Origin of the sequence: Bacillus hominis (assembly GCF_018332515.1) — a bacterium.
Taxonomy (GTDB): domain Bacteria; phylum Bacillota; class Bacilli; order Bacillales; family Bacillaceae_G; genus Bacillus_A; species Bacillus_A hominis.
Window position 1 is genome coordinate 1 of sequence record NZ_BOQD01000083.1, and the last position, 22,194, is coordinate 22,194.

Below are 22,194 nucleotides of genomic sequence, written 5' to 3' on the forward strand. Positions count from 1 at the left end.
CATAAAAACGTACCTATAAAGAATCAGATGCTTGTCTCATAATTTGTTTGCCGACTGGAGTAGAACCCGTAAATGCAATTTTATCTACGAGTGGATGATTAACGAGAGCTTGTCCAGCTGTTTCACCGAATCCAGGAACGATGTTAACAACGCCTTTCGGGAATCCAGCTTCTTCAATTAATTCAGCTAAGTATAGAGCGGATAGTGGGGTTTGTTCTGCAGGTTTTAAAACGATTGTACATCCTGTTGCAAGGGCTGCGCCCATTTTCCACATTGCCATAAGAAGTGGGAAGTTCCATGGGATAATTTGACCGACAACACCAACAGCTTCATGGCGTGTATAGTTAAAATATTCACCAGAAACAGGGATTGTTTGTCCAACGATTTTTGTAGCCCAGCCAGCATAATAGCGCATATGTTCAATTGCAAGCGGTACGTCTGCTGCTAAAGTTTCACGGATTGGCTTTCCGTTATCTAAAGTTTCAAGCTGTGCCAGCTCTTCTTTATGCTCTTCCATTAAATCAGCAAGCTTGTACATAAGGCGGCTTCGTTCAGCAGTGCTCATGCGTGACCAAGGACCTTCATCGAAAGCCATTCGAGCAGCTACGACAGCTTTATGAATATCTTCGCGACCAGCTTCAGCAACGATAGCGAGAGTTTCACCAGTTGCTGGGTTAGGAGTTTTAAACGTTTTACCAGAAGCGCTTTCGATAAATGCTCCGTTCACATATAATTTCTTTGTACCTTGAAGAAATTTCTCTACTTTTTCATGAAGATTTACAGCTAGTTGACTCATTGTATAACCCCCTTGAAAATATAATTTAAACGCAGTACGAGACGGCGTTTATTCCGAAATCAAGGATGTGGGAACTAGATGAAAAGCCTCTACTTTAAAATCATAAATAAAAAATCCTGAAAATTCAAATTTCATTTTCGTTACAATTGTAAAAAATATGTAATGTAAGAGAGTCTTCTATATTTTTATAAAAAATCCTGCTTGTTTTTGTTTTCTAGTAGGAAAAACTAGAAGAACAGTGGTACAATAATACATCGTGAGAGGAGGAAGAATAATGAAGGATTATCATGATGACCCACGCTTTCGAATAGCCCATAGAGAAGCGTTAATTGGTCTTGGACTTGCTATTATTAACTTTATAATATGGTACGGATTTGCTTATGGGCTTGGTAGTAAAAATCCAAGTGAATATACATACATATTAGGTTTTCCGGCATGGTTTTTTTATAGCTGTATCGTTGGATTTATCGTTATGGTTATTTTGCTTAGTTTAGTTGTTCGTTTTGTATTTCAAGATATTTCACTCGATGAGGAAGAAAAAAGTGAGGAATAATAGATGAATTGGTATGTAATCATTCCAATGATAATTTCGTTTATCGTTGTATTTTTAATTGGTTTATATGCTTCAAGGCGCGTACAAGCAACTGCTAATAATAAATTTTTACAAGAATATTTTCTTGGTGGGCGTGAGCTTGGCGGTTTATTATTAGCGATGACAATGATTGCTACGTATGGAAGCGCAAGTAGCTTTATCGGCGGGCCTGGTATTGCTTACAATATGGGACTTGGATGGGTGCTGTTATCAGCGATTCAAGTTGTAACAGGATATATCGTTTTAACGGTTATTGGTAAAAAGTTTGCGATTATCGCAAGGAAGATGGAAGCGATTACGCTTATTGATTATTTAAAGGGAAGATACAATAATAAAGCGGTCGTTATTCTTTCTGCGATATGTATTATTATCTTTTTATTTTCAGCAACAGTAGCCCAGTGGGTCGGGGGTGGACGCTTAATTGAGTCACTAACGGGCCTTTCTTATACAACGGCATTATTTTTATTTACTTTTTCTGTACTTGTTTACGTATTAATTGGTGGGTTTCGAGCAGTTGCGTTATCAGATACGATATTAGGTATTATTATGTTAGTTGGAACGACAATCATTTTAATTGCGACTGTCATCGCTGGTGGTGGAATTGAAAAAATTATGCACGAACTCGTCCAAATTAATCCGAATTTAATTACACCATTCGGAGCAGATGGTAGTTTAACGAAATCATATGTTACATCGTATTGGATTTTAATTGGAATTGGCGTCGTTGGTTTACCGCAAATTAGCGTGCGTGCTATGTCCTATAAAAATTCAAAAGCGATGCATCAAGCGCTCATAATTGGAACAGTGGTTGTAGGTACAATTATGATTGGTATGCATTTAACAGGTGTGTTTGCACGAGTAGTACTTCCGGGTATAACAGTACCAGATAAAGTAATGCCGCTACTCGCGATGGAAGTATTGCCACCTTGGTTAGCTGGAGTTTTCTTAGCTGCGCCAATGGCTGCAATCATGTCTACTGTAAACTCATTATTATTACTTGTAAGTTCGTCAATTATTAAAGATGTATATGTGAATTACATAAATAAAGATGCCGCGGATAGTACGATAAAAAAAGGTAGCCTATTGATTACTGGTATCGTAGGATTACTCGTATATGCTGCCGCTATTAAGCCACCAGACTTTTTAATTTGGTTGAATTTATTTTCATTCGGTGGTTTAGAAGCAGCGTTCATTTGGCCGATTGTGTTAGGCTTATATTGGAAAAAAGGAAATGAAACTGGAGCTCTCGCATCTATTTTAGTTGGAGTAAGTTCCTATATGTTTATACACCTTTGCTACCCTAATCCATTCGGTATACATACAGTTGTTTTCCCGATTTGTTTTGCATTTATTGCTTACATCATTGGTAGTATGGTTACTATGAAGAAAAAGGTCTAGATAAAATAGAGAACGCAGTCCGTATAGGGCTGCGTTTTTTCGTATAAATTTGTTCTTTTTATTCTGTATATCTATGGTGATTCATAAAGTAATAACAATTGAGGGGATGGAGTTGAGGGCGATGAAAAAAGTATTATTTTTGGGAGACCCGGGAATTGATGACTCTTTAGCCATAATGTATGGGATTATGCATCCTGATATTGATATTGTTGGTGTCGTAACGGGATATGGAAATGTAACACAAGAAAAGGCGACAAGTAATGCGGCGTATTTACTGCAACTTGCAGGACGAGAAGATATACCTGTTATTAATGGTGCGAAAATTCCTTTATCCGGAGATTTTGTGACGTATTATCCGGAGATTCACGGTGCAGATGGCTTAGGACCAATTAAACCTCCAAAAGCTTTTTCGCCAAATATAAAATCATTTTGTGCATTTTTCGATATTCTTGAAAAGTATAAAGGAGAATTAATCATTGTTGATGCCGGCAGGTCAACGACATTAGCGACAGCATTTATTTTAGAAAAACCGATGATGAAGTACGTGAAAGAATAGTATATAATGGGCGGTGCTTTTTTAATGCCTGGTAATGTGACACCAGTCGCGGAGGCAAATTTTCATGGCGATCCCATTGCGTCACAATTAGTTATGCAAAATGCCAAGAATGTGACATTAGTACCACTTAACGTTACGTCTGAAGCTATTATTACGCCAGAGATGGTGAAATATATTACGAAACATTCTAAAACGAATTTTAATAAATTAATTGAACCAATTTTTAATTATTATTATAAAGCTTATAAAAAGTTGAATCCAAAAATAACAGGAAGTCCGGTACATGACGTCGTTACAATGATGGTTGCGGCGAATCCAGCCCTTTTAGATTATGTGTATCGCCGTGTCGATGTAGATACAGTTGGTATTGCAAAAGGAGAGAGTATTGCTGATTTTCGGCCCCAACCTGACTCAAAAGCATTAAAGAATTGGGTGCGAATTGGTTGGTCATTGCATTATAAAAAATTTCTAGAAGACTTTGTGAAAATTATGACGTAGACATAATAGGAACATACAAGTTAAAATAATGGAGATGATTATTTAAATAATCATCTCCATTATTTTGTTGTTAAGAGATAAATAGAGAAGAGTTACACAATAGGAGAGGAATTTTACTTGAAAAAAACTATAGTATGCGCAGTGATTGTGGGTATTTTTGTTTTGCTGATATCGGGTAACTTTTTAGTGAAAAGAGTGTGGAGTTCAAATAATGATGATGCGCAGTACATAGCATCCTTTATTGAAGAACATAAAGATGAAAAAAATAGCGCTCTTCTAGTAAAGAGAAATGATAAAGTTGTGTATTCTGTAAATCCAGATGTTGTATTGCCAGTTGCTAGTACGATGAAGTTAATTGTGGCGCTTGAATATACGAAACAAGTTACAGAGGGGAAAATCGATCCGTCTAGTTTCGTTTCAATTAATGATGTGAATCGTTATTATGTGCCGGGTACAGATGGTGGTGCACAAGATAGATGGCAAAATTATTTGCAAAAAAAAGAAAAGATAACTGAAGGAGCGGTTTCTTTAGAAGAAGTTGCAAAAGGAATGGTTAAGTTTAGTTCTAATGCAAATACTGAATATTTAATGGAGGTATTAGGATTAGACAATATTAATCGGAATTTACAAAGTTTAGCGCTTCCTGCACATCAACCGCTATTTCCGATCGTTTCATCTTTATACATTCCGGGATATTTGCATAAAGAATTACATGTTCCAAAATATAAAATAGAGAAAAAGTTAAAAGAAATGTCTCAAGAGCAATATCGTGAATATGCTATGATTATTCATGAACGCTTAAAAAAGAAGGGACCATTATTACAAAAGGAAATTCCTCTATATTTAGAGGAACGTTACGACAAAATTTGGTCGGATAGATTGCCTGCTGCTTCCGCTAACGATTATATGGTACTGCTTCAAAAGGCAAATCATCAAGGCGGTCTTACAGAAGCGGAAGAAAAAGTATGGGCGAATATCGTCGAAACAGATATGAGTGCAAAGAAATATCGTAAAACATTCAGGCATGCCGGGCAAAAGAATGGTTATACACCATGGACGGTAACAAAAGCAGTTTATGCAATGGATAAACGCGGAAACTGTACAGAAATTGTTTTCTTGGCAAATAATTTAAATGAAGATGACAGTGCTGAAATACGTAAACATTTAGCAAATTTACACTTCCAAGTGTTGCAAAGTGATAAGTATGATGCGACTTTTATTAAATAAACTCGGTGCTTTAAGCGCCGAGTTTATTTTTATCCCGCTATTTGCGGGTAGTAAGACTCCCGTCTCAAAATTTGGCTGGGGCAAAGAAGTTAGGTGGGAGCCCTGCTGTCCGTAAACGCCCGATTGGTGCGGGCTAATAATCAGTGGGGGATGAACACCCCCACTGATTAAAGTTTCACTTTATGTACAAGCACTTTTTCACCATCCCTGGGTATGATGGGTAGTAACACTTAGGCGAAAGGGGAAAAGGTGATGAAACAGAGTAAAGAAGAGTTTATTAAGAATGAAGGCGCTGATTTCCCTGGGAAAACATATGTAGATTGTGTATTACAGCATGTATTTAATTTTCAGCGTAATTATTTATTAAAAGATATGTTTCAAGTGCATAGGGCACATATTACTATGTTAATTGAAGAAAAGTTAATGAAAAGAGAAGAAGCGAAAGTTATATTAACGGCACTTAAAAAAGTAGAGGAGATTCCAAAGGAGCAGTTGCTATATACAGGGCAACATGAAGATCTTTTTTTCTTAGTTGAACATTTGCTTTCTCAAGAAGCAAAGTGTGAATTTGTAAGTAATATGCATATCGGTAGAAGTAGAAATGATATGGGTGTAACGATGTATCGTATGAGTTTACGGCAATTTGTATTACGGCTAATGGAACATCATTTATTGCTGCAAGAAAGTATGTTGGAGCTTGCTGAGGAACATATAGAAACAATTATGCCTGCGTATACACATACACAGCCAGCGCAACCAACAACATTTGGTCATTATGTTTTGGCAATTTACGATACGATGCAAAGAGACTTAGAACGAACGAGAAAAGCGTATCATCTTGTAAATCATTCTCCAATGGGGGCAGCTGCTCTTTCTACAACAAGCTTCCCGATTAAGCGAGAACGAGTGGCACAGTTGCTGGGATTTACAAATGTAATTGAGAACTCATACGATGCTGTTGCTGGAGCGGATTATTTATTAGAAGTTAGCTCATTACTAATGGTTATTATGACGAACACGAGTAGGTGGATTCATGATTTTTTATTATTAGCGACGAAAGAATATGATGGGATTACTGTAGCAAAGCCATATGTGCAAATAAGTAGTATTATGCCACAAAAACGAAATCCTGTTTCAATTGAACATGCCCGCGCTATTACGAGTAGTGCTTTAGGGGAAGCCTTTACTGTATTTCAAATGATTCATAATACACCATTTGGCGATATTGTTGATACGGAGGATGACTTGCAGCCGTATTTATATAAAGGAATCGAAAAGGCGATTCGTGTTTTTTGTATTATGAACGCAGTTATTCGAACGATGAAAGTAGAAGAAGAAACGTTAAAAAGTCGTTCATATAAACACGCGATTACGATTACAGATTTCGCAGATGTTTTAACAAAAAACTATGAAATACCATTTCGGCATGCACATCATGCAGCAAGTGCGATTGCGAATATGTCTATGCAGCAGAAGAAAGAATTACATGAATTACCTTTCAAAGAAGTAAATATGTACTTGCAAGAAAAGTTAAGAGTAAATTTATTAGAAGAAGAGTGGAAAGAGATTATATCACCAGAAGCTTTTATTCAAAAAAGAAATGTATATGGTGGACCGAGTAAAAAAGAGATGGAGCGTATGATTAAAAATCGAAAAGAGTCATTTCAAAAAGAAGAAGAGGTATTTGAAAAGGAAAAACAAAGAATTTTACAAGCTGAAAATGATCTGAATACGTTAGCTTCGAATATTATTGAATCGTAAAAGAAGGATTTAATGAATTAATCGCCAATACTTAATTAAAATATAAATCGAGGGAAGAGATTGTCGATGATTCAATTGCATGTATATGAAGAGGTTCTCCGTTTTAAAGAAGATGCTATACCATTTTTAGAAGAGAATGAGCAGGAAAATAATCTCATATTAGGTGTATTACAAATGGTCCAAGAACCGATATTTATGGGGGTAGCAAAACAAGAGGAAGAAATAGCAGCTGTATTTCTTCAAACAGTAGAAAAACAAATCATTGTTGCTACGTCTGAAATGGCGGAAGAGAGCATCGTGGAACTTGCAAAAAAATTAGCGGAAGTATATCCAAATGTTTCTGGATTGATTGGTAATAAGAAAATTGTACAGAGATTAGTGGAAGAGATTGCAGTGTTAGAAAATAAGAAAACTACTGTTGCAATGGAGCAAGGTATATATGAATTAAAACAAGTAAAGAAAAAGTGGAACGGAGATGGAATCTTTCGAGAAGTAAGTAGTGATAGGCTAACATTAATAGAACAGTGGATATATCAATTTTGCGAAGATGTGAAGCTTCCTACTACGAAAGAAGAAGCGAAACAAACTGCCCATACATTAATTACTAACCGTCGTCTATTTGGTTTAGAAGTAGACGGGAAGCTTGTTTCTGTAGCTGCAAAAACGAGACCAACTGCAAATAATATAACAGTCAATTTCGTTTATACGCCGAAAGAAGAACGGAAAAAAGGATATGCATCTAATTGTGTAGCCGCTCTCAGTCAACATTTGTTAGATGAAGGTTATAAAACGACCACATTATATACTGATTTAGCAAATCCAACATCTAATAAAATTTATAAAGAAATTGGTTATGAGCAAATTATGGAGTCTGTACTTATATTTTTAGAGGAATAGAATGAAAAGGCGTGCTATTTTAGCACGTCTTTTCGCTATTCATCAATTCTAATAACCTCACCCTGCGGGAAGTCCTCAGTTTCTAGTAAGTTACGAATTGCTTTTGCAACATATTCAGGTGACAGCAATTTTCCTTCTTCTTTTAATGCGATGAAGCGGTCCAAGTTTGTAAAGTCTTCTTTATTTGTTTCACGAATTTGTGCTTGCATATTTGTATCAACAACACCTGGTGCAAAAGCGACGATTTTTACAGGATATTCTTTTTCTGCTTCTTCAGTAGCAACGCATTGTGTAAACATATTTACACCGGCTTTCGTTGTACAGTAAGCGCCCCATCCGAAATAAGGATTTTTTCCTGCTCCAGATGAAATATTTATAATGCGTTTTTCTACTTTCCAGTCTTTCGTATGTTTCATGAAAGTGGAAGTAAGGATCATTGGTGCGATTAAATTAATATGAACGTTCGTAATGAATTGTTCACTTTCTGCTTTTTCAATTGGCATCATTGGTGCAACTGTGCCCGCATTATTAATTAAATGAATAGACGAAGCTTTGTCTTCTTTTATAGATGAAAAGACTTCGCTAAAGCGAGTTTCTAAATTATGTACATCTTGAAGATCTACGGAATGGAAAATACATTTGCTGTTGTTTTGCTCTGCGAGTTTAGTAAGTTCTTTATTTTCTCTTCTAGAAATAGAGATGACCGTTGTGTTTTTTTCTAATAACTGCGTGGCAATTGCTTCACCTAAACCTTGTGAAGTTCCTGTTACGATAACGTAGCGCATAGTATAGTAAACTCCTTTCCATATATGTGGAATTTTATTGGACAACGTACACTGTATAGTTTGTCTACATTTTATAGTATAGAGCACTTTTTACTATAAATGAAATGAGATGATTATGTGCCTTTTATGAACCGTTTTACAACAACCGTAACTGGTGCCGTCACGTTCACTGGGAACACATTAGGATTAAGCCCGACCTCGCCTGCGCCTGGCAATAACTTCGGTACGATTAATGTGTTTACTACAGTAAATACATCACTTCAAGTTCCAGGATTCCCAGTAGGAACGACGAATGATTGGCGATTAAATTCTTCAAGTGCAATTTTAAACCTTCCAGTAGGGAGTAATGTTTTATACGCAGAACTTGTGTGGGCCGGCACATACCGGACTGATACTGAGGATGTTACAGCCTTTTTAAATGACAATATCACCTTTACAACACCCGCAGGGACCTTTTCAGTTACGCCAGATCCTGCAACTGCACAGCAAGGTTCTGTTGGAAGACAATTTTATTACGTTCGCTCTGCTAATGTGACAAATCTTGTTAATGCGGGTGGAGCAGGACCATATACAACGGGGGGCGTACCAGCTACAAGAACATCCGCTGATACAGCAATTAGTCGTTCGGTAGGTTGGACTCTTGAAGTTGTTTATCAAAATGCGAGTTTACCACTTCGAAATTTATCAGTGTATGCAGGTCAAGAAATCATTGATGCTTCGTCACCGCCAGTTGATGCTAGTATTTCTGGTTTTGCAACGCCGTCTACGGGAACTGTTACAGGAAGAGTACTTGTAACTGCCCAAGAAGGAGATTCTAACATTGTTGGAGATCAACTTCGTTTTGGACCGAATGCGAATGCTACAGTTGCTTTATTCGGACCGAGAAATCCCGCAAATAATTTCTTTCAATCACAAATTTGCAATGATAGTGGAAATTTAGATACAACTGGTACGTTTGGAAATTTGAATCAGCCGTTAGGGATCGCTTTAGCTGTACGGAGGCAAGGATGGGATATTACGAATGTAGATGCTTCGTCATCATTAGTAAACAATCAAACGTCAGCGACTGTTCGCTTCACTACAAATGGAGATGGATATGCTGCAGCTGGTTTTGGTGTTCAAATTGATGCGACAGGGCCAATTATAAATCCTGTTAAATCTGTTGATAAAACCGTTGCAGCAGTAGGAGATATTCTCACTTATACGATTACTGTTCCGAATACAGGGACAGGAAGTGCAGAAAACGTTGTATTACAAGACAGTATTCCGAATGGAACAACATTTATAGCTGGTAGCGTTACAGTAGGTGGGGTAACACAACCGAGTGCGAATCCAGATACTGGAATTAATTTAGGGACGATACCGAATAATGCTCAGAGAATCGTTACATTTCAAGTGAGAGTTACGTCATTCCCGAATCCAAATCCAATTCCAAATCATGCAATGGTGTCTTACCAATTCCGTCCTTTCGTCGGAAGTCTTCCTATTACAAGTACAGCTTCTTCAAATACAGTACAGACGACGGTAAATCGCGCAAATCTAAGTTTGCAAAAATCTGTAGATCTACAGACGGCAACAATAAATGATGTATTAACGTATACGATTAATATTACGAATAATGGGAATGTCGCTGCAAACAATGTTGTTTTTGTTGACAGTATACCTGAAGGAACAACGTTTGTCGCAAATAGTGTTATGGTAAATGGGGTAGCACGCCCTGGGACAAATCCAGCAAGTAGTATTAATCTTGGAAGTATTAATGCCTCGCAAACGACTGTAGTACGCTTTCAAGTTCGAGTGACATCTAATCCTCTTGTAAATCCAATTCCAAACCGTGCAAGTGTAACATTTAACTTTATTCCAGTGCCTGGTCAACAACCAGTTTCAGGCCAAGCGACAAGTAATACTGTATTTACTACAATTAATATAGCTGATATAAAAACGAGAAAAACCGTGGATAAGGCTTTTGCAACAGTTAATGACGTTCTTACGTATACCGTTACAATTGAAAATATAGGTAATGTACTTGCAACGAATGTCATTTTTCAAGACCCAATCCCGAATGGAACGACTTTTATAGTAAATAGTGTAACTGTAGATGGCGTTTCGCAACCTGGGGCAAATCCGGCAACTGGGTTTACAGTAGCTAATATATCTCCAGGAGGAAGTAGGACGGTTATATTTCAAGTTCGAGTTGTATCAGCGCCATCAGGAGGTACCGCTGTAAATCGAGGGAGTGTGTCTGCTAATTTCGTTGTAAATCCGAATCAGCCACCAGTAACGATTAATAGGCAAACGAATACCGTTGTAACACAAGTTAATACAGGTAGTTTAAATGTAATAAAAGAAGTAAATACAGCTCAAGCGGCAGTAGGTGATACTTTAACATACACGATTGCCGTCCAAAATACAGGTAACGTTCCGTTAACAAATGTATTTTTCCAAGACACTACTTCTTCAGCGGTTTCTTTCGTTGCAAACTCTGTAACAATTAATGGAACACCACAAAGTGGACTAAATCCAAATTCAGGATTCTCTCTTCCGAATATCCCTGCAGCTCAGACAGTTGTAGTTACATTTGAAGTATTAATTGAGCAGAATCCGCCAAATGAAGATATTTTAAATAGTGCAACTGTATCCGCGAGTTTTCAAGTGAATCCGAGTGAACCACCAGTAACAATCAATGTTCCTAGTAACATTGTGAATACAACTGTACAATCAGGGAATTTTGAAGTTGTGAAATCAGTGAATACGGATGTTGCAACGGTAGGGGATGTTTTAGTATATACAATCGAAATTATAAATGCAGGTAGTGTACCAGCTACAAATGTATTTTTCCAAGATTCAATTCCTCAAGGGACATTATTTATTGAAAATAGTGTATTTGTTAATGGTGTTTTACAAGAAGGGATAGATCCAGAATTTGGATTCCTATTAAATAATTTGCCGACTGGCGCGAGTGTAATTGTTACATTTGAAGTATTAATTGATGAAATTCCTCAAGGGAATAATGTTGTAAATAATGCGAATGTCACTGGAGATTTTCTTGTAAATCCAACAGAGCCACCAATTACTGTAACAGTGCCAAGTAATACTGTTATGACAGTGGTGAATTCTTCAGGGTTGAATGTAATGAAGAGCGTAAGTGCTAGTGAAGCAGGTGTAGGGGATACGTTAACGTATACAGTTCATATACAAAATAGTGGAACAGTAGCAGCGACAAATGTATCATTCCTTGATCCAATTCCATCTGGAACAACGTTTGTAGCGAATAGTGTAACGATTAACGGAACCCAGCAACCAGGATTAGATCCGACTATTGGTTTTCCTCTTGCTAATATTCCGGTTGGATCAATGGTAACAGTCATTTTTCAAGTGTTGGTAACAAGTGTACCGACGAATAGAGTACTTCCGAATAATGCAAATGTCACTGCTGATTTTCAAGTAAGCCCTCTGCAGCCACCGATTACAATTGTAACGATTAGTAATATCGTTGTGACACGAGTAAATGTAGGATCAATTCATGTAATAAAAAGTGTAAATACGCCGCAAGCAGGTGTAGGAGACACGTTAACGTATACGATTCTTATTCAAAATACAGGAACTGTTCTTGCAACAAATATCATTTTTCAAGATCCAATCCCATCTGGAGCTACATTTGTAGCGAATAGTGTAACGATAAATGGAGTTGTTCAGCAAGGTGCGGATCCTATAGCAGGTTTTCCGGTTACAAATATTCCAGTCGGGCAAACCGATACAATTACGTTTCAAGTTACAGTGACGAGTGTTCCAAGTGGAGGGAATATAAGAAACCAATCGAACGTCACTGCAAGTTTCCTTATAAATCCGGCAGGGCCTCCAATAACGACTGTTACGAATAGCAATTTCGTCGTGACGCAAGTAAACACAGCGCAGTTAAATATACAAAAGTCTTCATCTGTACAACAAGCAGCACTTGGAGAAACTTACACGTATTCTGTTGTCATTCGAAATAACGGCACAGTACTAGCGACGAATGTTTCATTCCTTGATCCAATTGCACCAGAAACAACATTTGTCACAAATAGTGTAACGATAAATGGAACAGCTCAACCTGGATTTGATCCAAATGTAGGTTTTACGCTACCTAATATTGCAGCTGGAACATCATTGACGGTAACATTCCAAGTTACGGTAGTTGCGCCATCTACACATGGAGCGGTATTAAACGCAGCATCTGCTACAGCGACTTTCTTATTAAATCCTTTACAACCACCTGTAACAACGACAAATTCAAGTAATATGACAGTAGTTACGATACCACTACCTCCTCCTGGTGAAGTAAAAGCTGTAAAAGCAGTTAACGTTGCAACTGGATCAGTTGGTGATGCATTAACGTATACCGTTCTAATAACGAATGTAGGCAGTATTCTTCCTGTTACAGATGTATTCTTCCAAGACGTAATTCCAGAAGGAACGACATTTGTTGAAAATAGTGTAACAATAGGTGGGACCCAGCAACTTGGTTTAAATCCAGAAATAGGATTTACTGTTACTCCGTTATTAATTGCTGGTGGAAGTATTACGGTAACATTCCAAGTGACAATTACAGAGATTCCAGATAATGAAGTCATATTAAACGATGCTGACGTTACATTTACTTCACAACCGAATCCGCAGGAACCACCGATTACGGAAACGATAGTAACAAATTTAGTCGTTACGACAATTAATATAGCGTTTATTTTTCCGTTAAAACTAGTAGATAAAGAAGTAGCGACTGTAGGAGAAATTTTAACGTATGATGTATTGATTTTTAATTTTGGAACAGTGGCAGCGACGAATGTTCAATTTATAGATACGACTTCTGCTGGTGTAACATTTGTACCGGGAAGTGTGAGCGTAAATGGAGTGCCAGAACCAGGATTCGATCCTTTTATCGGTTTCCCAGTTCCAGATATACCTGTAGATGATTTTGTACTTGTCACCTATCAAGAGATGGTAACGAGCATACCAGAAGGTGGTACAGTTGTTAACTTTGTAGACGTTACAGCTACATTTGCTGTAAGTGAAACAGAGCCGCCGATTACTGAGACGACGACAAGTAACACGGCATTAACAGAAATAAATGAATCTGGTTTGAACGTTTTAAAATCAGCAAGTCAGCCAATTGTTGCAGTCGGCGATACAATCACATATACAACAGTAGTTCAAAATACAGGAACGGTAACAGCGACGAACGTTCAATATAGTGATGTATTACCTTCCGCTATAACATTCGTACCAAATAGTGTAATGATAGCCGGTGTGTTACACCCTGAATTAAATCCTAATAATGGTTTTCCACTTCCAGATATAAATTCAGGTGAAAGTGTAGAACTCACATTCCAAGTAACAGTTGTTAGTGTTCCATCAAACGGAACAATTGCCAATACAGCAAATGTTACTGGAAGTTTTATATTAGTACCAGGAGAACCACCAGTTATAGTAAATCAGCCGAGTAATACAACACTTGTAACTGTAAATAGAGGGCAATTTAATGTTAGCAAACGAGTAAATAGAGCTGCTACTCTCGTTGGAGATGTATTAACGTATACGGTGCAAATAACGAATACAGGAACAGTAACAGCTAACAATGTTCAGTTTATTGATATGATTTCAGCAGGAGCGTCATTTATACCAAATAGTGTAACGGTAAATGGAGTGTCGCAATCTAACCTAAATCCGATTACTGGATTTGCAATTGGAGATATACTCGTTGGTGAAACGAGTATAGTGACGTTCCAAGCGACAGTGACAACTATTCCAACGTCAGGAACGATAACGAATGTTGCAAATATAACAGGGAGCTTTACTTTAGTACCAGAAGAACCACCAGTTGTAGTAACAGAGCCGAGTAATACGACAATAACAAGTGTAAATAGAGGGCGATTCAGTGTTATAAAAACTGTAAATAAACAAGCAACGCGATTAGGAGATACGTTAACTTATAGTGTGCAAGTTACAAATACGGGAACTGTAACAGCGACGAATGTTCAGTTTATTGACGTTCCACCACCTAGTTTAGAATTTGTTCCAGAAAGTGTACAGATAAATGGGATTCCGCAAGTAGGTTTAGATCCTTTTGTAGGCTTTTCATTACCGGATCTTGCAGTAGGGGATAGCGTAATAATTACATTTGAAGTAACTGTAATCGCAATTCCGACTTCTAATAGCATTATGAATACAGCGAGAATAACTGGTAATTTCGAATTGATTCCAGGAGAGCCACCGTTTACAATTACGAATTCAAGTAATACGACAGTGACACCGGTAAATCGAGGCAGCTTAGATATGCTAAAAGAAGTAAATAATTCAATTGTTGGAGTAGGAGAAACGGTAACGTATCGTGTTCGCATATTAAATACTGGTACTGCTGATGCGATGAATGTTCAATTTATCGATGTTTTATCTCAGGAAGCTGTTTTTGTACCAAATAGTGTAACAGTAAATGGAGTAGCGCGTCCGGGAGTAAATCCACAGGTTGGATTTACTATTTTAGATATTCCAGTCGGAGAAACGGCGATTGTAACATATGAAGCTACGATTACAAGTTTTCCAGATGGTGGTACAGTAGTGAACGTTGCAGGGGCGTTAGCAGAATATATTTTAGTACCAGGAGAGCCGCCGGTTACAGTGATGGATACGAGTAATACAGTGATTGTAACAGTAAACACCGCAATTTTATTTGTCGCAAAAGGGGCAAATTTTGAAGTAGCGATGGTAGGGGATGTTGTCACTTACGGAATTGCAGTTATAAATGATAGTACAGTTTCTGTGACGAATATTGTTTTAACAGATATCATGGATCCTAATACGTTATTTATAAATGGCACGGTAACGGTAAATGATGTACCTCTTCCATTTGCTAATCCGAATACTGGTATCCCGTTAGGTGATTTTCAGCCAAATGATGCAGCAATTATTAATTTCCAAGTTGTAATAATGGGAGGACAAATAAATAATCTAGTTACAAATACTGCGACAACGAATGGGCTTGCAACTGTAAATCCAAATGAGTCACCTGTAGTTGTTGAAGGGGATAGCAATACAGTTGTTATTCCGTTTATTCCGCCGAATGTCTCAACGATGGTTGTAAAAAGGGCAGATCTTCAAACAGCTACGATAGGAGATACTATTACGTTTACGACAGTTATTACAAATACAGGAGATATAACGATACAAAATATTCGTTTTCAAGATATGCTAGATAGTAGTGTTCGATTTGTCCCTGAAAGTGTAACGGTTGATAGTGCGCCAGTACCAAATGCAAGCCCTGCACTAGGGTTTATTATAGGTAATTTAAATCCTGGTGAAGCGCGCAAGGTTTCCTTTCAAGTAGCAGTCGAGCAAGCACCAATTGGTTCAGGTAATTATATTAATACAGCAAATATTCGTTTTGAATATCAAATAGGGACAGTGTTACCACCTGTTACACAAAGAATGGAAAGTAACATGGTTGTTATTCCATTCGTTCCAACGATAGAACAAATTTGCGCAACAAACTTTAATTGTCTAGAAAGGTTTCCTTTTAAATGTTCTCCATGTAATCACTTTCGGATAAATAAACAATAAATACAAAAAGAGCATCCTGTAAGAAAGATAGGATGCTCTTTTTCTGTTTATTGTTCGTGTAGATTTTTCGAGCGGATTAACAAATTGTTGTATAGTACCTCTTTTATAATAGAAAGTTCCGAGTCCCACCAAGCGAGGTTTTCTAGTTTTTTAATGATTTCTTTGGGGAAACGATAGCGGATTAGTTTTGCAAGGTTACCGGCAACAATTGCATATGGAACAGTATATGCAAGGGAAAGGAAGATGAATATTCTTGTATGAAACAAAAATATACAAGTAGAATCGCAACTACTTCATGTTAAACTGGGTGGAAGGGAGTGGGAAATATGAGACATAAAATGGGACTATATAATGAGCCTTTTCAATCTATTTATTCGGGTAAAAAAGTATTTGAAGTTAGATTGTATGATAAAAAGCGTCAACAAATAAAACATGGTGATGAAATTGTATTTACCAACCTTACGACGGCAGAAACGATTATTGTAAAGGTAACTGAGATAAAGCGATACGAGAGTTTTAAAGAAATGTACAAACAAATTGATAAAAAATTATTTGATTGTGAAGAACTTAGTATAGAAAAAATGATAGAAAGTACATACGAGATATATACGAAAGAACAAGAAGAAGAGTGGGGGACAGTTGCCATTGGAGTTGAACTGCTAGTATGACAAGAAATCGTGGTGCGGCTATTATTGTACAGGATGGTAAAATTGCTCTTATAAAACGTGTTCGAGAAGATGAAATGTATTTTGTTTTTCCGGGCGGGGGAATTGAAGAAGGGGAAACACCAGAAGAAGCAACGAAGCGAGAGGTTTATGAAGAATTAGGGGTACATATACAAGTGGAGCACCTTATTGCAAAGGTGGAGTATAAAGGTACGGAGTATTATTATAATGCCCATATTACAGATGGAGTTTTCGGAAGTGGTAAAGGTGAGGAATTCGAGCTGAAAGGTAGAGGGAGTTATATTCCTATATGGATGCCGATAAATGAGTTGCCAAATTTAAATATAAAACCTTATGATGTGGGCAAAAGTATATTCGATTATTATAGAATATAAGGTCTGACAACATACAAAAAAAACCATTGACATAGCCTTCTGATTTAAGTATTGTATTCGAGTATGTTTATAATCAGGAGGTTTATATGAGCAATCAAACTACTACACATCATGTGAAAATGACAACAGCAGATCCATCTGGAATCGGTTTATTTGGATTAGCGATGGTAACACTTGTAGCATCATCTCAAAAGTTAGGCTTAACAGATGGCGTTTCACTTGTATTACCATGGGCAATTTTTTTAGGAGGATTTGCACAAATCTTTGCATGCATTCACGATGCAAAGCATAACAATACGTTCGGTACAACAGCATTTGGTGCATACGGCCTATTTTGGTTAGGTGTTGGAATGACTTGGTTAATTCAACTTGGAGTATTTGGCGAAAAATTAGCCCAAACTGCAGATTCAAAACAGCTTGGTGTAGCCTTTATCGGATACTTGATTTTTACGATCTTTATGACAATTGGTGCAATGGAAACACATAAAGTATTATTTATGATTTTCGTCCTTATTGATTTCTTATTTATCGGTCTTTCATTAAGTACTTTAGGTGTTATGCCGCATGCAATGCATAATTTAGCAGCGTATTCTGAACTATGTATTTCATTATTATCTTTCTATGGTTCAGCAGCAGCAGTATTAAATACACACTTCGGAAAAGTTGTATTACCAGTTGGAAAACCATTTGGTATTTTTAAAAAGTAATAAAAAAGAACGGATGATTGTATAGTCATCCGTTCTTTTTTATTTATTTGTTTTATTTGTAGCTACAGCAGTAGATCCTTTCATTTCGGAAATCTTTTGAGAGCTTGCTGGGTTGCCATCTATCGTTACATGAACTTGTTGTTTAGGATTCGCGGTAACAACCCAGGCGTTCGGTAAATAGCGTGATTTATGAGATAAGGTTGAAGGGATGTTTAAAATGTCTCCCATTGCGTACAATGTTGCTGACGAGCCCCCGTCCATTGCCATTGCATTTATGGCCCCTTTTTCATAAAGAATATCTTGGCAGTCTCTTAAAGAAGCTCCGATACTATGAGGTTGTCTTCCATCAATGATGAAAAACATAATGGATCCATCTTTTTTCTGAGCCATAATACTTCGGGGACCATAGCCCCATCCGCCATCATTTGTAATCATTTTTTCGCCATTTACAATTAGTTGAGGCATAAAGCCAGCAGCGGAAACGACATTCTTATTTAACAGTTGATTAGCAGAAAACTCTCCTGAAACCATTTGTCCGTATTTTGTAAGTCCACTGACGAGAGCAGGGGTATTAATGTCTTGTGGTGTGTTTATAACATTCCCGTTTTCCATAACAATACCGATGCCTGTTTTACCACCACCATGCCCCGTTTCATCCCAGAACCCACTAGCATTTACAGCAGCAAGTGCATGGTTTCGCTTTGCCATGACATATATTTTTTCTCCAACGTCTTTCCCTTCTGAACCTTGTTGTGTAACGAGCTTTACATTTAATGGATTACTAATAGTCATTAATTTACCTTCAAAGAAATGATCATTGTATTTTTTCTTTATCGTTTCAATCGAAACGTTTAATGGTGCATTTTTTTTTCGCTCTAATTCTTGTTTTGAAAGTTTAGTATTGGCAAAATCGCTATTTTTCCATTTTGGATTTGTAATGGATTGAGAAATATCATTTAACTCGTTATCAGACAGTAATGTGATTTTTGCGTATTGCGGATGTTGAGACGTTAAAATACTTTCCGCTGCGATGACACGTAAATTATGGCCGTATGAAGTGCCGAATAGAATAATGGCACCCACTGTTAATAATAGTGCTGTCAAAAGGGATGATATTTTTAAAAGTCTAATAAAAAATTTTTTCATTATAAAGACTCCTCTTTTTGTAAGATCGAAATTGTTTGTTACCTGAAAATAATGAAATGTGTAAATGGCCGTTCGCATTATATATGCAACATATTAAATGTGAAAGGATGTATATACAATAAGTTGAGAAACTAGATTTGGCAATAGATGAATATGAATGTTAATACTCAAAATGAAAAGGTAATAGTCAGATGTACGATTTCTTTTAACATAAATGAAAAGGATATAAATTGGATGAAAATAATAATTGAAATTGATTCTCATTATTAATATAATGAGAATGAGAATCATTCATTGTAAGAGGGGGATGCCAAAGTGGCGAAAATTTTAATAGCATATGCAAGTATGTCAGGGAATACAGAGAGTATTGCTGATTTAATTAAAGTAAGTTTAGATGCCTTTGATCATGAAGTAGTATTGCAAGAGATGGAAGGTATGGATGCTGAAGAATTATTAGCTTATGATGGAATCATTTTAGGATCTTATACGTGGGGTGATGGTGAATTACCATTTGAAGCGGAAGATTTCCATGATGAGTTAGAAAATATAGATTTAACGGGTAAAAAAGTGGCTGTTTTTGGATCAGGTGATACAGCGTACGAGCTGTTTTGTGAAGCGGTAACAATTTTTGAAAAGCAACTTGTAGAACGCGGAGCAGAGCTTGTACAAGAAGGATTGAAAATTGAATTAGCTCCAGAAGATAAAGAAGACGTTGAAAAATGCAGTAATTTTGCAATTGCTTTTGCCGAGAAGTTCTAGGAATGGGAGTGTCAACGTGGAAACAATGTTAAGTGCAACCGCTATTACAAAATTAAGAGATGGAAAACTTTTGTTAGCTACTACATATAATGGTTTATTCATTGAAAAAGATGGGGAATGGAAACAGATTTTAACTGGGTTCCAAAAACGAATTCGAGATTTACATAGTGAAGATAACGTAGTTTACGGAGTAGGGGACGAAGGAGTTTTTATTCGTAGTATGAATGGTGGAGAAACGTGGACAATCCAGCGCTTTCCAACGAAAGCAACGAGCTGGAATGTATGTAGTAATGAGAATGGAACAGTAATTGCTCATGGAGATAAAACACTGTATCATTCTAATAATTTTGGTTCCACATGGAAGACTATTCAGCCATTTCTTAATTACGGTAGCGAGGCACCATCTATTCGATCATTACTTTTATATAAACATTACTTATTTATCGGTACGAAAATACATATTAAATATGGTGGTGTTTGGCTTTTTGATTTAGAGACACGTAAATTAAAAAGAATTAAAATAACGATGAATCAGATGATTTCTGCGTTGACTATACATAATTCCTATTTAGTAGCGGCAAGTGGATCATGCAAGGGAATTAGCGGGAATATTTCTTTTTGTAGAATGGATGAGAGTATCGAAAGTGATAAAATATGTTGGCATACATGTCAAAGTGAACAAAAAGCTAGTAGCTATTTAGACTTAAGTGTAGATCGGCATGTGTTATATGCAACGTCAACGCAAAATAAGGCGGGAATTAGCACTGTTTGCCGTGTGCTTCTTGATGAAGGAATTGTTACAGTATGTGATTCGGTTAAAGGGCACGGTTGGCGCATTGTTAATCAAAAAGAAAGTTATGTTGTAGCTGGATCGGGTGAATCAAAAGCGATGCAGTGGAAGAAAAAAGTTGTATAACTAAAAAAAACTTTACTTTTATTATATTGATATGATATAGTTACTTTAAACCATTTTACTTTTAATAATATAGAGATTTAAATGAGCTGTAACTTCCGAGGAGGATAGCAATGTTAAATCTCCTCTGGGGTTGCAGTTTTTTAATATATGAAGTATTATTGTAAAGTGGTTGAAAATGAATATGTACATATAGGTACATTGTAGGAGGATTTTTTAAATGCAAAACGGTAAAGTAAAATGGTTTAACTCAGAAAAAGGTTTCGGTTTCATCGAAGTTGAAGGCGGAGAAGACGTATTCGTTCATTTCTCAGCTATCCAAGGCGACGGCTTCAAATCTTTAGAAGAAGGTCAAGAAGTTACTTTCGAAGTAGAACAAGGTAACCGTGGACCTCAAGCTACAAACGTAAACAAGAAGTAATTATGAAAAAAGAAGGGCTTGCCCTTCTTTTTTTTGCGTTTTTATTGAATATCCTCCTATGTACATGTAATAATAAGACTGAATTTTTGATTTTTATGTGAAGTTTTTCATGCATAAAGTGCATTAATAAATAAATAAATACTGAAAATAAAGTATGTGTGTGAAAAGGAATTTAGAAAGAGGTAAATAAATTGAAAAACGCTACACATTTCATTGTGTTTGATATTGAAAGGAATTTTAGGCCGTATAAATCAGAAGATCCGTCAGAAATAGTTGATATTGGAGCTATAAAAATAGATGTGAGTACAATGAAGGTTATTGGAGAATTTTCAGAGTTAGTAAAACCAAGTGCCCCATTAACTCGTCATACAACAAAATTAACTGGAATTACAAAGAAAGATTTAATTGGTGTAGAGAAATTCCCTCAAATTATAGAGGAATTTATTCAGTTCATTGGAGAAGATTCTATATTTATTTCATGGGGAAAAGAAGATTATCATTTTCTATCTCATGATTGTACATTACATGGCCTAGAATGCCCATGTATGGAAAAAGGCAGTAGATTTGATTTGCAAAAGTTCGTTTTCCAAGCGTATGAAGAATTGTTTGAACATACACCAAGTCTACAGTTCGCAGTAGAACAGATCGGTTTAACATGGCAAGGAAAGCAACACCGAGCTTTAGCAGATGCTGAGAATACAGCAAATATATTTCTTAAAGTATATGGCGAGAGAGATATTAACAAACGATATAAAAGACATGGTGAGCTTGAACTTGTAAAGAACGGGAAACTAACAGAAAAAGCGAAAAAAAAGATGCGGAAATGGGTATTTAAAGAAATGAGAAAAAATACAGAGCGTCCTTTTGTATGGAGTGCATTCGAAAGTAGTGACACGTGGGAAAGTATAACGGAAAGATATTATATAAGTGAATCTGCAGTAGAACTTCTGAAAAAACACTTTCCTACTGCGGTGAGAAAGGCGGAGCGGCAGCTTAGGTATTTGGCTGAGATGGAGAAGCTCGAGGAAGAGGGAAAGGTAAAGTAAACGTATTAAGGTATCTAAGGCTAGTCCTCTTTTTATGAG

Annotated in this window: 15 protein-coding genes and 3 pseudogenes; 14 read left to right on the forward strand and 4 right to left on the reverse strand. The window is 36.7% G+C overall.

From position 1 onward, the window contains the following. Positions 1–16 precede the first annotated feature (16 nt). Positions 17–796: pseudogene (locus tag KI356_RS09890) on the reverse strand (aldehyde dehydrogenase family protein); the annotation flags it as partial. Positions 797–1,070: 274 nt separating this feature from the next. Between KI356_RS09890 and KI356_RS09895 the strand changes: the two are divergent. From KI356_RS09895 to KI356_RS09920, 6 genes and pseudogenes are all read left to right on the forward strand, one after another. Then, on the forward strand, positions 1,071–1,349 hold the full coding sequence (locus KI356_RS09895) for a YhdT family protein (RefSeq protein WP_128282387.1): 279 nt from the start codon (positions 1,071–1,073) through the stop codon (positions 1,347–1,349). Between the two features lie 3 nt (positions 1,350–1,352). Next, a complete protein-coding gene (gene panF / locus KI356_RS09900) occupies positions 1,353–2,786 on the forward strand; it encodes a sodium/pantothenate symporter (RefSeq protein WP_128282386.1) in 1,434 nt (477 codons plus the stop codon). Between the two features lie 121 nt (positions 2,787–2,907). After that, a pseudogene (locus KI356_RS09905) lies at positions 2,908–3,840 on the forward strand (nucleoside hydrolase). Between the two features lie 117 nt (positions 3,841–3,957). After that, positions 3,958–5,067, forward strand: coding sequence for a serine hydrolase (locus KI356_RS09910; protein ID WP_128282384.1), 1,110 nt, complete (start codon positions 3,958–3,960; stop codon positions 5,065–5,067). Positions 5,068–5,319: 252 nt separating this feature from the next. Beyond that, positions 5,320–6,828, forward strand: coding sequence for an argininosuccinate lyase (argH, locus tag KI356_RS09915; RefSeq protein ID WP_128282383.1), 1,509 nt, complete (start codon positions 5,320–5,322; stop codon positions 6,826–6,828). A gap of 66 nt (positions 6,829–6,894) precedes the next feature. Continuing rightward, positions 6,895–7,725: a GNAT family N-acetyltransferase gene (locus KI356_RS09920; RefSeq protein WP_212935336.1), complete on the forward strand. Its 831-nt coding sequence runs from the start codon at positions 6,895–6,897 to the stop codon at positions 7,723–7,725. A gap of 35 nt (positions 7,726–7,760) precedes the next feature. Here the strand turns inward: KI356_RS09920 and KI356_RS09925 are convergent, their stop codons facing one another. Continuing rightward, positions 7,761–8,510: a (S)-benzoin forming benzil reductase gene (locus tag KI356_RS09925; RefSeq protein ID WP_212935337.1), complete on the reverse strand. Its 750-nt coding sequence runs from the start codon at positions 8,508–8,510 to the stop codon at positions 7,761–7,763. A 117-nt stretch (positions 8,511–8,627) separates the two neighbouring features. Between KI356_RS09925 and KI356_RS09930 the strand changes: the two genes are divergently transcribed. Then, positions 8,628–16,103, forward strand: coding sequence for a CLIPPER-2 domain-containing protein (locus KI356_RS09930; RefSeq protein WP_212935338.1), 7,476 nt, complete (start codon positions 8,628–8,630; stop codon positions 16,101–16,103). Between the two features lie 101 nt (positions 16,104–16,204). Here KI356_RS09930 and KI356_RS28170 read toward each other — a convergent pair. After that, positions 16,205–16,321: pseudogene (locus KI356_RS28170) on the reverse strand (CatB-related O-acetyltransferase); the annotation flags it as partial. A 108-nt stretch (positions 16,322–16,429) separates the two neighbouring features. Between KI356_RS28170 and KI356_RS09935 the strand changes: the two are divergent. The 3 genes from KI356_RS09935 (at position 16,430) to KI356_RS09945 (ending at position 17,870) form a co-directional block, all read left to right on the forward strand. After that, the gene (locus tag KI356_RS09935) at positions 16,430–16,771 is read left to right on the forward strand and encodes an ASCH domain-containing protein (protein WP_212935339.1); all 342 of its coding nucleotides are present in this window, start codon (positions 16,430–16,432) and stop codon (positions 16,769–16,771) included. After that, a complete protein-coding gene (locus KI356_RS09940) occupies positions 16,768–17,163 on the forward strand; it encodes an NUDIX hydrolase (protein ID WP_212935340.1) in 396 nt (131 codons plus the stop codon). The genes KI356_RS09935 and KI356_RS09940 overlap by 4 nt, the downstream gene beginning before the upstream one ends. Positions 17,164–17,249: 86 nt before the next feature. Further along, entirely contained in the window at positions 17,250–17,870 is a 621-nt protein-coding gene (locus KI356_RS09945; RefSeq protein WP_000070943.1) for an acetate uptake transporter, read from the forward strand. 39 nt (positions 17,871–17,909) lie between these two features. Here the strand turns inward: KI356_RS09945 and KI356_RS09950 are convergent, their stop codons facing one another. Next, positions 17,910–19,016, reverse strand: coding sequence for a phosphodiester glycosidase family protein (locus tag KI356_RS09950; RefSeq protein ID WP_212935341.1), 1,107 nt, complete (start codon positions 19,014–19,016; stop codon positions 17,910–17,912). A 315-nt stretch (positions 19,017–19,331) separates the two neighbouring features. On the opposite strand from KI356_RS09950, the gene KI356_RS09955 reads away from it, so the two are divergent. The 4 genes from KI356_RS09955 to KI356_RS09970 all read left to right on the forward strand — a co-directional run bounded on the left by KI356_RS09955 (position 19,332) and on the right by KI356_RS09970 (position 22,155). After that, a complete protein-coding gene (locus KI356_RS09955) occupies positions 19,332–19,775 on the forward strand; it encodes a flavodoxin (RefSeq protein WP_212935342.1) in 444 nt (147 codons plus the stop codon). 16 nt (positions 19,776–19,791) lie between these two features. Next, a complete protein-coding gene (locus KI356_RS09960; RefSeq protein ID WP_212935343.1) occupies positions 19,792–20,691 on the forward strand; it encodes a WD40/YVTN/BNR-like repeat-containing protein in 900 nt (299 codons plus the stop codon). A 217-nt stretch (positions 20,692–20,908) separates the two neighbouring features. Further along, positions 20,909–21,109: a cold shock-like protein CspB gene (gene cspB / locus KI356_RS09965; RefSeq protein ID WP_002121270.1), complete on the forward strand. Its 201-nt coding sequence runs from the start codon at positions 20,909–20,911 to the stop codon at positions 21,107–21,109. Between the two features lie 191 nt (positions 21,110–21,300). Further along, positions 21,301–22,155: an exonuclease gene (locus KI356_RS09970; protein WP_212935344.1), complete on the forward strand. Its 855-nt coding sequence runs from the start codon at positions 21,301–21,303 to the stop codon at positions 22,153–22,155. The last annotated feature ends 39 nt before the right edge of the window (positions 22,156–22,194 follow it).

What these genes read in the sequence shown, in the direction of transcription:
- KI356_RS09895 (WP_128282387.1), top strand. Translation starts at nt 1,071, where the DNA reads ATGAAGGATTATCATGATGACCCACGCTTTCGAATAGCCCATAGAGAA.
- panF (WP_128282386.1), top strand. Translation starts at nt 1,353, where the DNA reads ATGAATTGGTATGTAATCATTCCAATGATAATTTCGTTTATCGTTGTA.
- argH (WP_128282383.1), top strand. Translation starts at nt 5,320, where the DNA reads ATGAAACAGAGTAAAGAAGAGTTTATTAAGAATGAAGGCGCTGATTTC.
- KI356_RS09920 (WP_212935336.1), top strand. Translation starts at nt 6,895, where the DNA reads ATGATTCAATTGCATGTATATGAAGAGGTTCTCCGTTTTAAAGAAGAT.
- KI356_RS09925 (WP_212935337.1), bottom strand. Translation starts at nt 8,510, where the DNA reads ATGCGCTACGTTATCGTAACAGGAACTTCACAAGGTTTAGGTGAAGCA.
- KI356_RS09935 (WP_212935339.1), top strand. Translation starts at nt 16,430, where the DNA reads ATGAGACATAAAATGGGACTATATAATGAGCCTTTTCAATCTATTTAT.
- KI356_RS09940 (WP_212935340.1), top strand. Translation starts at nt 16,768, where the DNA reads ATGACAAGAAATCGTGGTGCGGCTATTATTGTACAGGATGGTAAAATT.
- KI356_RS09945 (WP_000070943.1), top strand. Translation starts at nt 17,250, where the DNA reads ATGAGCAATCAAACTACTACACATCATGTGAAAATGACAACAGCAGAT.
- KI356_RS09950 (WP_212935341.1), bottom strand. Translation starts at nt 19,016, where the DNA reads ATGAAAAAATTTTTTATTAGACTTTTAAAAATATCATCCCTTTTGACA.
- cspB (WP_002121270.1), top strand. Translation starts at nt 20,909, where the DNA reads ATGCAAAACGGTAAAGTAAAATGGTTTAACTCAGAAAAAGGTTTCGGT.